Origin of the sequence: Candidatus Nesciobacter abundans, from assembly GCF_008189525.1 — a bacterium.
Lineage (GTDB): Bacteria > Pseudomonadota > Alphaproteobacteria > CAJXXZ01 > 1604HC > Nesciobacter > Nesciobacter abundans.
Genome location: NZ_CP043314.1, coordinates 79,101 through 93,957 on the forward strand (window position 1 = coordinate 79,101; position 14,857 = coordinate 93,957).

Genomic DNA, 14,857 nt, shown 5'->3' on the forward strand with positions numbered 1-14,857 from the left:
ATGTTGAAAATACGTCTTGCTGTAGGAGGAAAAAAAGGTAAAAGGTTTTATCCTATAGTCTTGGCTGAAAGCCAATCTCCTAGAAATGGTAAGTTTATAGAAAAATTGGGTTACTATGACCCTTTTGCTAAAGAAAAAAAATTAAACTGTGATGAGAAAAAAGTAAAAGAGTCTTTATCTAAGGGTGCTCAGCCTACTGATAGAGTCCATAGGCTTCTGCATGAAGCTGGAATAATGGATACACATCCATTCCACTCTAGAAAAGATCTAGATAGAGTAGTATTCAAGAATGCTAAGAAAAAAGAGAAGAAATAAAATACTCTTTTTATTATGATAGGAAAAATATTAAAACTACATGGCTTTAAAGGTTCATTTAAAGCTATTTTATATCAGACTCCTTTAGGTAAGTTATTCATAGAGAATTCTGATATAGAAGTGTTGGAATATAGTCTTATGAAAAAGACTGGATCCGGTTGTTTTATGTATGTTTTAAGAACTAACTCATCTGACTTAGATGAGCTGAAAGGTCTCCTTGGTTTTTCTATACTATCTAAGGATGAAAGTGAACTTATTTCTGATAAGCAAAATTCTGCAAAAAGTGATTTGAATTCTAAAGACTTAGATTTAAATCCTGATAATAATAATTCTGATAATATATGTCTAAATGATAATATAGATCTGAATAAATCTAGTGAAAATGTACATGTATATTTATTAGGAATGATGGGCAAAGATTCTTGCAAAATGGAAATATGTGATTCTGCAGGAAATTTTATTTGTTTTTCTAAACAGGTATTGAATTTTGGATCTGGTCCAGTTTTAGATACTGAAAAGGATTTCATGATATCTTATGTACATATAAATGGATTTTGTAAAGATTCTGGAAAAGTGTATATTGCAGACAATATTGCTATGAGTATGAAATAAGAAAAATATTACATTAATCTGTAAATTGTTTCGTAATCTGTTTCCTTTTATTGTTTCCTTAATTGTACAAAAATTTTGTTCATATGCTATTTATATATATTTTATATTAATGGCTTGCATTCTTTCCACGAGAGAGAAAACCTTTGAATCCTGTTCTATTAATTCCAGATTAGAAAACTTGAATCTTTTCTACAAATCGATTCTATTTTTTTTATTAAAAAAGAATTTATATTTTAATTTAATATTACAAAGGTTTTTACAATTTTATAGAAAACATTTACATAGTGATTTACATAATAGATAAACCTTAAAAATTATATGAATATTCATGGCTTATGCTGTTTGTTTCAAGCATTGTATATTAAAAACTTGGATTCTTTGTCAGCTGTTTTTATTTGTTATAATTATTTTTAAGTAATGAAATAATTATTCCCTAATTATATTCTAAGGCTTATAATCGGTAAGTTTTCAAAAGTATTTACATAATATATTTGTATTATTATTTAATCTTATTTTGACATTTCTAAATTTAGCTTTGTGTTAAGTTTTTATAATTTCACAATCATTGTAATCAGTTTTGCTCTTAATTCTATTAGGTCAACTTGTTTGTAAAAGTAATGCTTTTTACTAAATTGGCTTTGTATGATTAGTTTATAGATTACATTTTGATATAAATACAGGCATTGGTTTGGAAAAATTGTTAATAACGAATAGAATAATAAAATGTCTGAACATGAAGAATGTAAGTTGAAGAAAAAATGGGAGGTAGATGTCGGAACTATATTTCCAGGAATGTTTCCAGGTCCTCTTTCATTTTCTTGTGTTGGGAAGAGTATAGATAAGTTTTGGAATATTAACTCTCATGATCTAAGAAAATATAGAATTAAAAAAGATCTTGATGATAAGCCGTTTGGTGGTGGTCATGGAATGATAATGCGCCCAGACTGTATGGATTCTTGGTTATCAGAAATATATAGAGGCCAGAAAATAATATATCCATCTCCTAGAGGAAGGGTTTTCGATCAAAGCATGACAAGTGAATTGCTAGAAAATGACCTTATTATTCTTTGTGGAAGATATGAAGGGATTGATTGCAGAGTTCTAAAGCATTGGAATATTGAAGAGGTCAGCATAGGAGATTATATTCTATGTGGTGGGGAATTAGCTGCAATGGTTATGATAGAATCTTGTGTTAGAACTATAGAAGGAGTTTTGGGAAATAGTAAATCTGCTTTGGAAGATAGCTTCTCAGATGGACTGCTAGAAAATGACCAATATACTAAGCCAGCTTCTTGGGTTCCAAAAAATACAGATTTAGAGTACAATGTTCCTCATGTATTGAGGTCTGGAAACCACGCTTCTATTTCAAAGTGGATACTTGAAAATAAAGAAAATCTAACTGAGAATAGAAGAAGCGATTTATGGTCTAAATATGTTGCTCGAAAGGAAAAAAATGTACATTCTTAGAATGTTTGAAGAAAAAATGAATAAGAAAGCGGCGGAAAAGCTTAATTCAGATCATTTTGAAGTTGGAGACACTGTTTCTGCTCATATTCCTATTGATAAAAAGAGGACAAAAGCTTTCGAAGGTCTATGTATTAAAAAAACTCCTAAAACTGCTCTAATCAGAAAGATTGTTAACAATAGAGGTATGGAATGTTCTGTGCCTTTGTTTGGGAATGTTAGAATTGAGAAACATAGAAGTCATAAAGTAAGAAGAGCTGTTCTGTTTTATTTAAGGAAGCTAACTGGTAGAAAAGCAAAATTGAAAGAAAGGTTTAATTAAGATGTTTAGAGGTTTGGGATGGTAACTTTACAACAACTTTGCAGAGGCAAAAGTAGAAAACCAAAAAGAAATAGAAAAAGTTATCCGGCTTTGGCAGGAGCTCCACAAAGAGGTGGAACTTGTGTAAGGGTTTTTACTAAAACCCCTAGAAAACCTAACTCAGCTCAAAGAAGAGTTGCAAAAGTTAGACTTTCTACAGGTTTTGAAATTACAGCTTCTATTCCTGGAGAAAAGCATTCTTTGCAAGAGCACTCTATAGTGTTAGTTAGAGGGGCTAGACGTCCTGACTTGCCTGGAGTTCGTTTTATAGTCGTAAGAGGTATAAGAGATCTAAAAGGTGTTGAAGGAAGAAAACAAGGAAGGTCTAAGTATGGAACTAAATCTAAGTAAAACAAGATTTTTTATGTTTGAGGTGAAAATTTAATGTCAAGAAAAGGAAAAATACAAAAAAGAGAGGTCAGACCTGACTCTAAATATAGTAACAAAAGAGTAGCTATGTTGATTAATAAGGTTATGCAAGATGGTAAGAAAGAAATAGCAGAAAAAATAGTTTATACAGCTATGGAATCAATTGCTGAAGAACTTAATGTAGAATCAGTGAAAGTCGTAGATGATGTTATTGATAATCTAAGGCCGAATGAAGAAGTTAGACAGAAAAAGGTAGCAGGTCACGCTTATACAGTTCCTTTTGAAGTTGATGAAGGCAGATCTATCATGCTTGCTTTGCGTTGGTTAGTAGAGAATGCTAGAAAGCGTACTGGAATTCCTATGCACGAAAAACTAAGAAGAGAAATGAAAGATGCTCTAAATAGTACTGGTGGTGCGTTTAAGAAAAAAGAAGATAGTCATAAACAAGCTGATGCTAACAGAGCATACCAACACTATGGGGCAAGATGATGAATAAAAGTGCTTCTTTTGATTTAAATTTTTATAGAAATATAGGTATCATTGCACATATAGATGCTGGTAAAACAACAACAACAGAAAGAATTTTATACTACACAGGTAAAACTCATAAAATTGGTGAAGTTCATGAAGGTCAAGCTACTATGGACTTTATGGTTCAAGAGCAGGAGCGAGGAATCACTATTGGTTCTGCTGCTACTAACTGTTCTTGGACAAAGGATGAAAATTTATACAACGTTAATATAATTGATACTCCTGGTCACGTAGATTTTACTGTAGAGGTAGAAAGATCATTAAGAGTTTTAGATGGAGCAGTAGTAGTTTTTGATGGAGTTGCTGGTGTAGAGCCACAATCCGAAACTGTATGGATTCAGGCAAACAAGCATAGAGTTCCTAGAATATGCTTTGTGAACAAGATGGACAGAAGTGGTGCTGACTTTTATAGATGTGTAAGCATGATAGAAGACAGGCTAGATGGAAAGCCATTAGTGCTAAATATTCCTATCGGATGTGAATCTGATTTCAAAGGTATAATAGATTTAGTTAGCATGAAATCTGTCATTTGGCAGGGTGATGATTTAGGAGCTTCTTTTGTTGTAGGGGAAATTCCTTCTGATTTAGTAGATAAAGCTAATGAGTGGAGAGATTCTCTAACTGAAGAGATTAGATCTTGTCTTCTGGATGAAATTAATGATGAAAATGAAGAATTAATGATGTCATACATAGAAGGTGAAAAAGAAATTCCTTTGAATCTATTAAAAGATATGATTAGAAAAGGAACTTTAGCAGCTAAATTCTTCCCTACTTTGTGTGGATCTTCATTTAAAAATAAAGGTGTTCAAACATTGCTTGATGCAGTTGCTGATTACTTGCCATCACCTCTAGATTTAACTGAAATAAAAGGTACAAATCCAAAAACAGACGAAGAAATTGTTAGAAAACATAATATAGATGATCATTTTTCTGGTTTAGCTTTTAAAATTACTTGCGATAAGTATGTTGGTACACTTACATATTTCAGAGTTTACTCTGGGACATTGAAAGTTGGGGATTCTTATTTGAACTCTACTTCTGGCAAAAAAGGTAAAATAGGAAGAATGCTTCTTTTACATGCTAACAGTAGAGAAGATATCAAGGAAGCTAAGGCTGGAGATGTTGTAGCTTTGTGTGGAATAGATGCTACTACAGGAGATACATTATGTGATCCATCTAACCCTATATTGCTTGAAAGTATAGAATTTCCTGAGCCTGTTATGTCTCTTTCCTTAGAACCTGAATCTAAAGCTGAGATAGATAAGTTATCTAAAGCTCTTGAAAGCTTGAAGAAAGAAGATCCTTCATTCCAGGTAACTACTAACATAGAAACTCAACAAACTCTTATACATGGTATGGGAGAGTTACAGCTTGATGTTATTGCAGATAGGCTTAAGAGAGAGTTTAAAGTAGGTGTTAAAGTTGGTGCTCCTGAAGTTTCTTACAGAGAGAAGTATAGAAAACCTGTAGAAATAAATTATCAACATAAAAAACAATCAGGTGGAGCTGGTCAGTTTGCTTATGTTGAGATGGAATTCCATCCTTTAGAAAGTGGTTCTGATTTTGTATTTGAAAGCAAAATAAAAGAAGGAGCTATCCCTAGAGAATATATACCTGGTGTAGAAAAAGGTGTCAGATCTGCCATGACGACTGGTTACTACGGATATCCTATGGTTGATTTTAAAGCAGTGCTTGTTGATGGAAGTTATCATGATGTTGACTCGAGCGTATATGCATTCGATTTTGCTGCTAGAGAAGCTTTTAGGAAATCTGTATCAGGTGGAGAAAACTCTGTCTTACTTGAGCCTTTGATGGATGTAGAAATAACATCCCCTGAAGATTACATGGGAACTATAATAGGTGACGTAAGCGGAAAAAGAGGTGAAATAAAATCCACCGATTCTATAGGAAAAATAACTGTTATAAAATGTTTTATTCCTTTATCCGAGATGTTTGGTTATATAGGGCACTTAAGACAAATAAGTAATGGAAGAGCTTCTTTTAGTATGAAGTTTAGTAAGTACTCTGAAGCTCCTTCTCATATAGCTGAGAAAGTTAAGAAGAGTAAATAAAATGAAATTGATTTATTTAGCATTATACTGTAGTCTTCTGGAATGGTGTTGCTATGATTGATTCTAACAGTGAGAGAGAAATGGATAAAAAGAAAGTAAGTAGGAAGCCTTCTAAAAAAATAAAAGAAGGAATGAGTATAGTTTTTAAATCTTGTGACGGTGCTGCACTTGATAGTTGTGTTGCTTATATAGTAGAAATTGCTAGGTCTTTAGGACTAAGCATTAAAGGTCCTGTGCCTATGCCTACTACAAGAAAAGTATTTACAGTTTTGAAAAGTCCTCATATAGATAAAAGAGCTATGGATCAATTTGAACTTAGATATATGAAAAGAGTTTTATTCTTAAAAGAATATTCTAAGCCAATTTTAGATCTTTTAGAGAGTAAGATGGTTGCAGGAAACTATTCTATTCCTAGAAACGTAGAAATAGAGATGAAAGTATGAGTATCGAAAGAAAAAGATATGGCTTTATAGCTATAAAGCAAGGTATGACACAAATAGCAGTAGACAGTGAGAGTAATGTACCAGATTATGTTGCTGGAACTCTTTTATGGATTCAAGATACTATTGTTGTAGATAAGAAAACAAAAGATAGAGATGGTTATGAATCTTTAATTTTAGGTGTTGGAAGATCCAAGGAGAAAAATTGGAATAATCCTCAACTTAAAATGTTCGAAGGACTTGATTTTATTCCTAAATACATGAAGGAATTTAAGTTTGAAAATATAGATAATTTTTCAAAAGGGCAATTTGTTGATGTAGAAGATTTTTTGAAAATAGGATCTTTAGTTGATATACAAGGAAAAACTTTAGGAAAAGGTTTTTCTGGTGGAATGAAAAGACATGGTTTTGCAGGATTAAGAGCAACACACGGTGTTTCAAAAGCGCATAGAAGTTGTGGTTCTACTGGTTCTAGAAAACCTGGCAGAGTATTTAAAGGAAAGAAAATGCCTGGTAGATATGGAAACGAAACAGTTACATGTCAAAACTTAGAAGTTTTATATATTTCTAAAGAAAAATTGTTTGAGAAATTTAATGGTTCTTTGATCTTGGTAAAAGGAGCAGTTCCTGGATATAAGGGAAGTGCTTGTAATATATATAGTTCTTTTGATCCTAAAGGAGGTGTTTCTTGAATCTAAAAATTAATGTACATTCTTGGAATCTTGAAAAAACTGAAGAAATATCTATTTCTGATGCTGTGTTCGGCTTAGAAGATAACAGTTCTTTGATTTATGAAATTGTAAGATGGAGTCTGATGAAAAAAAGGCAAGGAACAGCTTGTACAAAAGGTGTTTCTGAAGTTAGTGGATCCACAAAAAAGAAGCATCCTCAGAAAGAATCTGGAAAATCTAGAATTGGTGATGGAAGAGAGCCAGGTAATAGAGGTGGAGGAGTTTCTGGGGGTCCAAAGCCTAGAGATCACTCTTTCAAGATGAATAAAAAACAAAGAATGAAAGCTAAATTTATATCACTATCACAAAAGTATAGAAATAATCTTTTGTTTGTTGTCGATGGAGATTTAAGCGTTAAGAAAACTTCTGAAATGAAAAAGATTTTCGAGAGCTTAAAAGAAATAAATAAGAGTAAAAAAGTTTTGTTTGTTTACAGTGACATTGATAGCTCTGTTAAAAATGCTGCTTCAAACTTAGTTGGGTTTAATGTTTTGGACTTTAAAGGTTTGAATGCTTTAGATGTTTTGAAAAACGATTTGTTGATAATGGATAAGAAATCTATCAACACTTTGAATGAAAGGTTAGAAAAATGAGTGATAATAACAACTTAAATGAAAAAGCTTTAGATTTATCTTTTTTTAAGTTTAAGGGTGTATTTTCATCTGAAAAATCTAGCTTTTTATCTAGAACATCATCATATATTGTTTTGAAGATGATACCATCTACTACAAAAGTAGAAATGAAAGTTATTTTTGAAAGTTTGTTTGGGTTTTCTCCTCAGAAAATAAAATCTACTAACTATAAAGGTAAGTCAAAAGTTTTCAAGGGAACAAAAGGAACTAGAAAAGCTTGGAAAAAGTTTTTTGTTAAAATAGATAAAGAAAATATGAAGAAATTTGTGGAAGGTGTTGAATGAACTTAAAAGTTTATAAGCCATCAACTCCTAGCTCTAGACATACTAAGATTGTAGACAAAAGAAGTCTTTGGTCAGGAAAGCCTGAGAAAAGCTTAGTAAAAGGTGTCAAAAAGACAGGTGGTAGAAACTCTGATGGTAGAATTACTTCTAGACACATTGGTGGTGGAAGTAGAAAAATAATTAGAAATGTTGAATTTTATCCTGCAAAACTTGTTGGGTTAAGTGGAACAGTAGAAAGAATAGAGTATGATCCAGGTAGGACTGCTTTTATTGCTTTGGTGAAATTTAGCGATGAAAAGTTAAGATACATAGTTGCTCCTGAATCTGTAAAAATTGGAGACACTATAGAATGCAATGAAAAATCCCCTGTTTCTCCAGGAAATATTATGACTTTGAAAAATGTTCCATATGGTACTATAGTTCATAACGTTGAGTTTTTCCCAGGACAAGGAGCTAAGATAGGTAGATCAGCTGGATCTGAAGTTTCTGTTTTAGGTTCTGATGGAGATCATATAGTTCTAAGATTAAAATCAGGAGAAATCAGAAAATTCGATTCTAGATGTTTTTGCAGCATAGGTCAGGTTTCCAATCTAGACAATAAAAATGTTTCTTTAGGTAAAGCTGGTAGAAAAAGATGGAAAGGCATCAGACCAAGTGTTAGAGGAGTTGCCATGAACCCTGTAGATCACCCTCATGGTGGTGGTGAAGGTAAAACTTCTGGAGGTAGGCACCCAGTCTCTCCATGGGGTCAGAACGCTAAAGGTCTTAAAACAAGAAAGAAAAGTAAGAAAAATAAAATGATAGTTAGGAGAAGAGCATGAGTTTATTAACTGAAGAAAAAAAGAAAATAATTCAGAGAAGATTGTCTATTTCTTTAAGAGATACAGTTCCTGTAAAACCTCCTTTTATAAAACATTGTGTTATAAAGAAGATAGAAAGTAGTATTTCAAATAATTCTAAGAAACCAATAAAAATTTGGTCTAGGAGTAGTACTATCCCTCCTAAAGCAGTAGGGCAAACCTTTTTAATACACTCTGGTAAAAAGTTTGTAAGCTTTATTCCTAGAGAAAGTGATGTTGGTCATAAATTTGGAGAATTTGCTCCAACAAGAACATTTACAGGTCATAGTGGAAATAAGAGGTCATCTAAATGATTAATAAAGAAATAATATCTTATGCAAAATCTAGCATGCATGGGAAAGCGTTCAAATTATCTTTAATAGCCAAAAGAGTTAGAAGAGGAAATGCGAACTTAGCTTCTGCAAGGCTTGCATATTATCCTGGGAAGTATGCTTTAGCACTAAAGAAAACAATTGATTCTGCTGTTGCAAATGCAAAACAAAAAGGTGCAAGTTCTGATTTGATTATAGATTCTATAGATGTTGGTATAGGAACTTATGCAAAAAGAATAGAAATAAAAGGTAGAGGTAGAGTGGGTAGTAAATACAAAGCTCACTGTAATTTTATTGTTAGATTGGTGGAATCAAAATGATCTTGATTTGTAGCTCTAATAGCTTTAAAATGACTTCAATGTCTAGGAGAAAAAATGGGAAATAAATCACCTTGGTTTAGAATAAGAAGTGGGAGTTTTTTATCTCAATGGTATCCTTCTAAGAAATCTGCAGATTATGTTGTTTCAGATTATAAGATAAGAAGTCTTATTTTAAAAAACAAATACTGGGAAGTTTCTGAAATTTTTATTAGTAGAGTAGAATCAAAAATAAACATAGATATCAGATCAGCAAAACCTGGATCTATAATAGGAAAACAAGGTTCTTCTTTATCTGTACTTAAGGATAAAATATCGAATATTTTTGATAAAAAATTTGATATTTCTATACAAGTTACTCCTGTTAAAGATTCTGAAAAAGATGCTCAGATTATAGCTTCTAGAATTGCTTCAGAAATGGAAAAAAGAAGAAGCTATAAAGCTGCTGCTAAAAGAGCTGTACAGGATGCTTTGAGATCCAGTAAAGGTATAAAGATAAAATGCTCTGGTCGTCTTGGAGGTGCTGAAATTGCTAGAGATTTCAAGCTTTCTTCTGGTAGTGTTCCTGCTAATACAATTAGAGCAGATATAAGATATGGATTTGCTGAGGCAAACACTAACTCTGGAAAATGTGGAGTTAAGGTTTGGGTTAACCTTGGACTAGAGGAGAAGAAAAATGTTTCCTAGTAAGACTAAGTATAAATACCATTTTGAGATGGTTCCTAAAGGAAATGCACAAAGAGGATTTGTTCCTGTTGGTGAGTTTGCTTTAAAAGCATTAGAGCCAGGAAGAATCACTACAAGACAAATAGAAGCTTGTCGTAGTGCAATTAGAAGAGAAATGAAACGTGCTGGACAGCTTGTTATAAGAATTTTTCCTCACTTTCCTATAAGTGGAAAGCCTTCTGAAGTTCGAATGGGTAGTGGTAAGGGAGCAGTCAATAAATGGGTTGCTAAAGTTAGGCCTGGAACTATTATATTCGAAGTTTCTGGTGTTGAAGAATCAATTGCCAGAAAATCTCTAAAGTTAGCTTCTGACAAGCTGGGAATAAAGACGACATTTGTTGCAAGAGGTCGTTTCTCTACTTACAAAATCGACCCTAGTTGATAGCTCTCTTTTAACCCTATTTTTTTTGTTTTTTATTTCAATTTTTCAAAATTTTATATAGATTTGTATCTTTTTTTATAGTAGCATGTACTTGATGTCTAAAATTATAGAACTTAAAAGTAGTCGTCTTGAACAAAAAATGGCATTTCTTTCTGGACAGCAAAAAAACACGTCCAAGCTTAGAGCTTTAAGAAGAAAGATTGCGAAACTTTTGTCAGAAGAGGTGAAGAATGTCTAAAATGCTAAAAGGAAAAATTATTTCCAAGCCTTCTTTAAAAACCATAAAGGTTTCTGTGCTTAGAAATTACACACACCCTGTTTATGGTAAAAAAATCAAACTAAGTAAAAAATATTTGGTTCATGATGAAAATGAAGAGTATTCTGTTGGAGAGGATGTTACTATACATTCTTGTGCTCCTGTTTCTAAAAGAAAAAAGTACTGTGTAAGAGGTAAAGATGCTTCCTAAAGGTGCTAGATTAAAAGTAGCTGATAATTCAGGTGCTAAAGAAGTTGAGTGCATAGGTCTTCCCTCTTCTAAAAAGCATGGTGCTTCAGTAGGAGATGTTATTAGAATCTCTGTAAAAAAAGCAAACCCTCAAGCTAAATTAGTTTCTAAAGGTAAGGTGTGTCATGGTGTTGTGGTCAGTACAGCTTCTCATATGAGACAAAAAGGTGGAATAATGTCTAAATCTGATTCCAATTTTATTGTTTTAGTAGATGAAAAAGGTGAAATGATCGGTAATAGAGTTTTGAACCCTGTATCTAGGATTATAAAAGATAAATATCCTAAAATTGTTTCTTTAGCTCCGGAGGTGTTTTAATGAAAAAAAATAAGAATTTTGATATGAATACACCTAAATTTAAAATAAAAAAAGGTGATATAGTTATGGTTATCTCTGGTAAGAATAAAGGTTCTATAGGTCCTATTACTAAAATGTTTCCAAAAGAATGTAAAGCTTTAGTAGAAAACATTAACACTGTAAAGGTTCATCAAAAGCCTTCTCAAGGACAGCCAGGATCTATTGTTGAAAAAACAATGCCTATTCATATATCCAACTTATCTCATGTAGAATCTGGTAAGCCTGCGAAAGTTTGCTATAAGATTGATGGAGAAGAAAAAACTCTTGTTTTTAAGAAAAGTGGTAAGAAGGTTAGAGTATGAGCGAATTTAAGCAAAAATTTAATACAGAAATTAGGCCAGTTCTGAGAAATATTATGAAATTAGATAATATTCTTGCTGTGCCTACTTTGGAAAAAGTTGTTTTGAGTGCTAGCTTTGGTAGAAGCATGAAGGATTCTGCTAATATGAACTTTATATTTAAAGAAATGAAGATGATATCTGGTCAGGTTCCAGTTATAGCTAAAGCTAAAAAATCTGTATCTAGTTTCTCTGTAAGAGAGGGAATGGATTCATCAGCTTTTGTTACTTTGAGATCAGATAGAATGTTTGATTTCATATATGAATTTGTAAACATAACATTGCCAAGAGTTGTGGGTTTTGAAGGATTGTCATCTAAATCTTTTGATGGACAAGGTAATTATAACTTTGGATTAAAAGATCATTTGCCTTTTATAGAATCTACAGAAACTGGATTTACATTTGGTATGAATGTAGCAATAGTTACAACAGCTGATACTGATTATAATTCAAAAATTCTTATGCAAGCTTTGAACTTTCCTTTCAAAGGAGAAGTGAATGATGTTATTAAGAAAGTTAAAGGAGGGGTTAATGGCTAGTATAGGAATTGTTAACCGAAATAAAAAAAGAGTTGAAATGGAAAAAAAATATAGAGACAGAAGGAATAAGCTTAAATCTATAATGAAAAGCAAAACTGTCTCTATGAAGGAAAAGGTTGAGGCTGCTAGGAAGCTTAATTCTTTGCCTGTTAAAAGTTTTTCTACAAGAACTGCACTAAGGTGTGAAATCACTGGAAGACCTAGAGCTATTGTTAAGCAATTTGGTTTGTGTAGAATTAAGTTTAGAGAATTCGCTCTGGCAGGATACCTTCCAGGGATTAAGAAAGCTAGTTGGTGAGGTTTAATTATGATTAATGATAGAATTTCAGATTCTTTTTCTAGAGTTAGAAATGCACTTTTGGTTGGAAAGAAGCATGTTTCTGTATTAAACTCTGCAATAGTTAAATCTGTCTTCAAGGTTATACAAGAAGAAGGTTTTATTGAGGATATAAAGGAAAATAGCGATAGAGAGCTTTTGATAAAATTAAAATATGATAAAAAAGGTATCCCTGTAATAAGAGGTATAAGTAGAATTTCAAAATCTTCTAAAAGAGTTTACTATAAATGTAAGGACTTTGATGGAATGAGAAGAAAAGATTTTTCTATGTTCATTGTAACAACTTCAGTTGGTGTTATGTCTGACAGAGAAGCGCTAAGAAGTGGTGTTGGTGGTGAGCTAATTGGGAAGGTGTTTTAGTGTCTATTAATGCTTTAAAGCCTATCAAACTAGAAAAAGAAGTTACTGTCGTTTTGGATGGTGATTCTGCATCAATGAAAAGCTCTGCGGGTGAGCATGTTATGCAAATTCCTTCTTTTTTGAACTTAGAGATGTATGAAGAAGAAGATCAAAAGTTTTTGAAGTTTTCTACAGAAGATAAAAAACATATACCAATGCTAGGAACTATTAAGGCTATCCTTAAATCTTTTATAGTTGGTCTTACAAAAGGGCATGTTAAAACTCTAAAATTAGAAGGTGTTGGTCACAAAGCAGAAGTTTCTGGAGATATATTGAAACTATCTTTGGGATATAGTCACCCTATTAACGCCGATATTCCTAATGGGGTTAATGTTTCTGTATCTAAAAATGAACTAAAAATTACAGGAATTGATAAACAGAAAGTGAATCAATTTAGTGCAACAGTTCAATCTTTTAGAGCTTTCAAACCATACAAAGGACCTAAAATACTAGACTCTGATAAAATATACATCATGAAAGAGAGAAAGAAGTAATGTCAAGAATAAGTAAAGCATTTTTAAGAAGACAAAGTAGATATAGAAATAGAATCAAATTAGCTGCAAAAAAGAAAATTGCTTCTAAAAGTAATGATTTTACAATATTAAGACTTTGCGTTTCTAAGTTTTCTAGAACTATTTTTGCACAAGTTATAAATGATGATTTAGGTCATACAGTAGCTTCTGTAAGTACGCTTTCAAAATCTTTTCCTGCTAATGAAAAGAGTTATGGTGTTAAGGCTGCTGATTGGGTTGCAAGACAAATCAGTGATAAAATGAAAAGTATTAAATACAATCAGATTATTTTTGACAAAGGTGGATATAAAATGCATGGAATAATAAAAACTATAGCTGAAGTTTCTAGAGAAAATGGATTGGAGTTTTAATTATGACAAAACAATATCATTCATCTACTTCTAAGTTAAAAAAGAATGTTCTTTCTTTGAACTGGGTATCTGCAACTACTAAAGGTGGAAAAAGACAAAGAATATGTGCTTTTGTTGTTGTTGGTGACGGAGCTGGAAGTGTAGGATATGCTTTAGGAAAAGCTAAAGAAGTCCCTGAGGCTGTAAAAAAAGCTATTGATAAAGCGACTGCTAACATGTTTAAGGTTCATTTGAGAGATAATAAAACTTTCCATCATGACATTAACACTAAATACTGTGGAACTAAGATTTGTATTAGATCTGCAAAATCAGGGTCAGGTATAATAGCTAATGAAACTGTTAGATCAGCTTTGAATGCTTTAGGTGTGAAATCTGCAACAGTTAAAGTTATAGGTAGCAGTAACCCATACAACGTTATAAGAGCGTTGTTTAAAGGTTTGGAAATAATACAGCCACCTAAGCTTATTGCAGCAAGAAGAGGCATATCTGTAAAGCAAGTCATAGGTATATAAATAAATTTATTTGTTTTTTTGTTAGAGGTATTCTTCAGTAAATATTAAAAATTGCTTGTTACTAAGTAGTGTTTTTGCTTATTTGAAGAATTGTTTGTTCACTTTTCCTAAAATATTTGATATGTTTGTTCTATGAGTTTGAATAATTTATCTAGACCTGTTTATGTGAAGTCTAGAAAAAGAGTTGGTAGAGGAATAGGTTCTACAAAAGGAAAGACTGCTGGAAAAGGACATAAGGGTCAGAAAGCTAGAGCTGGAGCTTCTATAAAAGGAGAAGGTGGACAAACCACTCTAATTAGAAGGCTTCCAAAAGTTGGTTTTACTTCAAGAAAAAAGATAAGATCTAACGTTCATGTTTGTACGTTGAGAACTATATCTGAACTTATTAAAAGTGGTAGAATATTAGAAACTGATGTTATTGATGATAATCTATTTAGAAATAAAGGTATTATTGCTAAGCATAAAGTTTTGAAAATAATAGGAAATGACCTGTTGAATTCTCCAATTAAAACTAGTGTAAAAAAGATCAGTGCCGGAGCTAGAAAAGCAATAGAAAGCTCTGGAGGAGAAATTTTGTAAAG

The 14,857-nt window shown here is 32.1% G+C and carries 27 protein-coding genes; all 27 read left to right on the plus strand.

Annotated features, from left to right (window positions below):
* The 27 genes from rpsP (at position 1) to rplO (ending at position 14,855) form a co-directional block, all read left to right on the plus strand.
* Positions 1–315: a 30S ribosomal protein S16 gene (gene rpsP / locus FZC36_RS00370; protein ID WP_148972018.1), complete on the plus strand. Its 315-nt coding sequence runs from the start codon at positions 1–3 to the stop codon at positions 313–315.
* Positions 316–330: 15 nt separating this feature from the next.
* On the plus strand, positions 331–927 hold the full coding sequence (locus tag FZC36_RS00375) for a hypothetical protein (protein WP_148972019.1): 597 nt from the start codon (positions 331–333) through the stop codon (positions 925–927).
* A 723-nt stretch (positions 928–1,650) separates the two neighbouring features.
* Positions 1,651–2,394 (plus strand): tRNA (guanosine(37)-N1)-methyltransferase TrmD, encoded by a 744-nt coding sequence (gene trmD, locus FZC36_RS00380; protein WP_148972020.1) that lies wholly within the window; start codon positions 1,651–1,653, stop codon positions 2,392–2,394.
* Positions 2,381–2,713, plus strand: coding sequence for a 50S ribosomal protein L19 (locus FZC36_RS00385; protein ID WP_222912612.1), 333 nt, complete (start codon positions 2,381–2,383; stop codon positions 2,711–2,713). Before trmD ends, FZC36_RS00385 begins: the two co-directional genes overlap by 14 nt.
* Before the next feature lie 18 nt (positions 2,714–2,731).
* Positions 2,732–3,103, plus strand: a complete 372-nt coding sequence (rpsL, locus tag FZC36_RS00390; protein WP_148972021.1) for a 30S ribosomal protein S12 — start codon at positions 2,732–2,734, stop codon at positions 3,101–3,103.
* A 33-nt stretch (positions 3,104–3,136) separates the two neighbouring features.
* Entirely contained in the window at positions 3,137–3,610 is a 474-nt protein-coding gene (rpsG, locus tag FZC36_RS00395) for a 30S ribosomal protein S7 (protein ID WP_148972022.1), read from the plus strand.
* The gene (gene fusA / locus FZC36_RS00400; RefSeq protein WP_148972446.1) at positions 3,610–5,724 is read left to right on the plus strand and encodes an elongation factor G; all 2,115 of its coding nucleotides are present in this window, start codon (positions 3,610–3,612) and stop codon (positions 5,722–5,724) included. Before rpsG ends, fusA begins: the two co-directional genes overlap by 1 nt.
* 53 nt (positions 5,725–5,777) lie before the next feature.
* Entirely contained in the window at positions 5,778–6,167 is a 390-nt protein-coding gene (locus tag FZC36_RS00405) for an uS10/mL48 family ribosomal protein (protein ID WP_148972023.1), read from the plus strand.
* Positions 6,164–6,856, plus strand: a complete 693-nt coding sequence (gene rplC, locus FZC36_RS00410) for a 50S ribosomal protein L3 (protein WP_148972024.1) — start codon at positions 6,164–6,166, stop codon at positions 6,854–6,856. Before FZC36_RS00405 ends, rplC begins: the two co-directional genes overlap by 4 nt.
* On the plus strand, positions 6,853–7,488 hold the full coding sequence (rplD, locus tag FZC36_RS00415) for a 50S ribosomal protein L4 (RefSeq protein ID WP_148972025.1): 636 nt from the start codon (positions 6,853–6,855) through the stop codon (positions 7,486–7,488). The genes rplC and rplD overlap by 4 nt, the downstream gene beginning before the upstream one ends.
* A complete protein-coding gene (gene rplW / locus FZC36_RS00420; protein ID WP_148972026.1) occupies positions 7,485–7,811 on the plus strand; it encodes a 50S ribosomal protein L23 in 327 nt (108 codons plus the stop codon). The genes rplD and rplW overlap by 4 nt, the downstream gene beginning before the upstream one ends.
* Positions 7,808–8,632 (plus strand): 50S ribosomal protein L2, encoded by an 825-nt coding sequence (rplB, locus tag FZC36_RS00425; RefSeq protein ID WP_148972027.1) that lies wholly within the window; start codon positions 7,808–7,810, stop codon positions 8,630–8,632. The genes rplW and rplB overlap by 4 nt, the downstream gene beginning before the upstream one ends.
* Positions 8,629–8,964, plus strand: coding sequence for a 30S ribosomal protein S19 (gene rpsS / locus FZC36_RS00430; RefSeq protein WP_148972028.1), 336 nt, complete (start codon positions 8,629–8,631; stop codon positions 8,962–8,964). The genes rplB and rpsS overlap by 4 nt, the downstream gene beginning before the upstream one ends.
* A complete protein-coding gene (locus FZC36_RS00435) occupies positions 8,961–9,302 on the plus strand; it encodes an uL22m family ribosomal protein (protein WP_148972029.1) in 342 nt (113 codons plus the stop codon). Before rpsS ends, FZC36_RS00435 begins: the two co-directional genes overlap by 4 nt.
* A gap of 54 nt (positions 9,303–9,356) precedes the next feature.
* Complete coding sequence (rpsC, locus tag FZC36_RS00440; RefSeq protein ID WP_148972030.1) at positions 9,357–9,986, plus strand: 30S ribosomal protein S3; 630 nt, start codon at positions 9,357–9,359, stop codon at positions 9,984–9,986.
* Complete coding sequence (rplP, locus tag FZC36_RS00445) at positions 9,976–10,407, plus strand: 50S ribosomal protein L16 (protein ID WP_148972031.1); 432 nt, start codon at positions 9,976–9,978, stop codon at positions 10,405–10,407. Before rpsC ends, rplP begins: the two co-directional genes overlap by 11 nt.
* 85 nt (positions 10,408–10,492) lie before the next feature.
* Complete coding sequence (gene rpmC / locus FZC36_RS00450; RefSeq protein ID WP_148972032.1) at positions 10,493–10,645, plus strand: 50S ribosomal protein L29; 153 nt, start codon at positions 10,493–10,495, stop codon at positions 10,643–10,645.
* On the plus strand, positions 10,638–10,874 hold the full coding sequence (rpsQ, locus tag FZC36_RS00455; RefSeq protein ID WP_148972033.1) for a 30S ribosomal protein S17: 237 nt from the start codon (positions 10,638–10,640) through the stop codon (positions 10,872–10,874). Before rpmC ends, rpsQ begins: the two co-directional genes overlap by 8 nt.
* A complete protein-coding gene (locus tag FZC36_RS00460) occupies positions 10,864–11,229 on the plus strand; it encodes a large ribosomal subunit protein uL14 (RefSeq protein WP_148972034.1) in 366 nt (121 codons plus the stop codon). Before rpsQ ends, FZC36_RS00460 begins: the two co-directional genes overlap by 11 nt.
* Positions 11,229–11,570, plus strand: a complete 342-nt coding sequence (gene rplX / locus FZC36_RS00465; protein WP_148972035.1) for a 50S ribosomal protein L24 — start codon at positions 11,229–11,231, stop codon at positions 11,568–11,570. The genes FZC36_RS00460 and rplX overlap by 1 nt, the downstream gene beginning before the upstream one ends.
* Positions 11,567–12,145, plus strand: coding sequence for a large ribosomal subunit protein uL5 (gene rpl5 / locus FZC36_RS00470; protein ID WP_148972036.1), 579 nt, complete (start codon positions 11,567–11,569; stop codon positions 12,143–12,145). Before rplX ends, rpl5 begins: the two co-directional genes overlap by 4 nt.
* Entirely contained in the window at positions 12,138–12,443 is a 306-nt protein-coding gene (gene rpsN / locus FZC36_RS00475) for a 30S ribosomal protein S14 (RefSeq protein WP_148972037.1), read from the plus strand. The genes rpl5 and rpsN overlap by 8 nt, the downstream gene beginning before the upstream one ends.
* 9 nt (positions 12,444–12,452) lie before the next feature.
* Positions 12,453–12,842 carry an uS8 family ribosomal protein gene (locus FZC36_RS00480; protein WP_148972038.1) on the plus strand — a complete coding sequence of 130 codons (390 nt, stop codon included), beginning with the start codon at positions 12,453–12,455 and terminating at the stop codon, positions 12,840–12,842.
* Positions 12,842–13,375: a 50S ribosomal protein L6 gene (rplF, locus tag FZC36_RS00485; RefSeq protein WP_148972039.1), complete on the plus strand. Its 534-nt coding sequence runs from the start codon at positions 12,842–12,844 to the stop codon at positions 13,373–13,375. Before FZC36_RS00480 ends, rplF begins: the two co-directional genes overlap by 1 nt.
* The gene (locus FZC36_RS00490; RefSeq protein ID WP_148972040.1) at positions 13,375–13,764 is read left to right on the plus strand and encodes a 50S ribosomal protein L18; all 390 of its coding nucleotides are present in this window, start codon (positions 13,375–13,377) and stop codon (positions 13,762–13,764) included. Before rplF ends, FZC36_RS00490 begins: the two co-directional genes overlap by 1 nt.
* Before the next feature lie 2 nt (positions 13,765–13,766).
* Complete coding sequence (locus FZC36_RS00495) at positions 13,767–14,276, plus strand: uS5 family small ribosomal subunit protein (protein WP_148972041.1); 510 nt, start codon at positions 13,767–13,769, stop codon at positions 14,274–14,276.
* A 132-nt stretch (positions 14,277–14,408) separates the two neighbouring features.
* Entirely contained in the window at positions 14,409–14,855 is a 447-nt protein-coding gene (gene rplO, locus FZC36_RS00500) for a 50S ribosomal protein L15 (RefSeq protein ID WP_148972042.1), read from the plus strand.
* Positions 14,856–14,857 lie beyond the last annotated feature (2 nt).

Bases quoted from the DNA above. Each gene is read 5' to 3' on its own strand.
- rpsP (WP_148972018.1), top strand. From the start codon at position 1: ATGTTGAAAATACGTCTTGCTGTAGGAGGAAAAAAAGGTAAAAGGTTT.
- FZC36_RS00375 (WP_148972019.1), top strand. From the start codon at position 331: ATGATAGGAAAAATATTAAAACTACATGGCTTTAAAGGTTCATTTAAA.
- trmD (WP_148972020.1), top strand. From the start codon at position 1,651: ATGTCTGAACATGAAGAATGTAAGTTGAAGAAAAAATGGGAGGTAGAT.
- FZC36_RS00385 (WP_222912612.1), top strand. From the start codon at position 2,381: ATGTACATTCTTAGAATGTTTGAAGAAAAAATGAATAAGAAAGCGGCG.
- rpsL (WP_148972021.1), top strand. From the start codon at position 2,732: ATGGTAACTTTACAACAACTTTGCAGAGGCAAAAGTAGAAAACCAAAA.
- rpsG (WP_148972022.1), top strand. From the start codon at position 3,137: ATGTCAAGAAAAGGAAAAATACAAAAAAGAGAGGTCAGACCTGACTCT.
- fusA (WP_148972446.1), top strand. From the start codon at position 3,610: ATGAATAAAAGTGCTTCTTTTGATTTAAATTTTTATAGAAATATAGGT.
- FZC36_RS00405 (WP_148972023.1), top strand. From the start codon at position 5,778: ATGATTGATTCTAACAGTGAGAGAGAAATGGATAAAAAGAAAGTAAGT.
- rplC (WP_148972024.1), top strand. From the start codon at position 6,164: ATGAGTATCGAAAGAAAAAGATATGGCTTTATAGCTATAAAGCAAGGT.
- rplW (WP_148972026.1), top strand. From the start codon at position 7,485: ATGAGTGATAATAACAACTTAAATGAAAAAGCTTTAGATTTATCTTTT.
- rplB (WP_148972027.1), top strand. From the start codon at position 7,808: ATGAACTTAAAAGTTTATAAGCCATCAACTCCTAGCTCTAGACATACT.
- rpsS (WP_148972028.1), top strand. From the start codon at position 8,629: ATGAGTTTATTAACTGAAGAAAAAAAGAAAATAATTCAGAGAAGATTG.
- FZC36_RS00435 (WP_148972029.1), top strand. From the start codon at position 8,961: ATGATTAATAAAGAAATAATATCTTATGCAAAATCTAGCATGCATGGG.
- rpsC (WP_148972030.1), top strand. From the start codon at position 9,357: ATGGGAAATAAATCACCTTGGTTTAGAATAAGAAGTGGGAGTTTTTTA.
- rplP (WP_148972031.1), top strand. From the start codon at position 9,976: ATGTTTCCTAGTAAGACTAAGTATAAATACCATTTTGAGATGGTTCCT.
- rpmC (WP_148972032.1), top strand. From the start codon at position 10,493: ATGTACTTGATGTCTAAAATTATAGAACTTAAAAGTAGTCGTCTTGAA.
- rpsQ (WP_148972033.1), top strand. From the start codon at position 10,638: ATGTCTAAAATGCTAAAAGGAAAAATTATTTCCAAGCCTTCTTTAAAA.
- FZC36_RS00460 (WP_148972034.1), top strand. From the start codon at position 10,864: ATGCTTCCTAAAGGTGCTAGATTAAAAGTAGCTGATAATTCAGGTGCT.
- rplX (WP_148972035.1), top strand. From the start codon at position 11,229: ATGAAAAAAAATAAGAATTTTGATATGAATACACCTAAATTTAAAATA.
- rpl5 (WP_148972036.1), top strand. From the start codon at position 11,567: ATGAGCGAATTTAAGCAAAAATTTAATACAGAAATTAGGCCAGTTCTG.
- rpsN (WP_148972037.1), top strand. From the start codon at position 12,138: ATGGCTAGTATAGGAATTGTTAACCGAAATAAAAAAAGAGTTGAAATG.
- FZC36_RS00480 (WP_148972038.1), top strand. From the start codon at position 12,453: ATGATTAATGATAGAATTTCAGATTCTTTTTCTAGAGTTAGAAATGCA.
- FZC36_RS00490 (WP_148972040.1), top strand. From the start codon at position 13,375: ATGTCAAGAATAAGTAAAGCATTTTTAAGAAGACAAAGTAGATATAGA.
- FZC36_RS00495 (WP_148972041.1), top strand. From the start codon at position 13,767: ATGACAAAACAATATCATTCATCTACTTCTAAGTTAAAAAAGAATGTT.
- rplO (WP_148972042.1), top strand. From the start codon at position 14,409: ATGAGTTTGAATAATTTATCTAGACCTGTTTATGTGAAGTCTAGAAAA.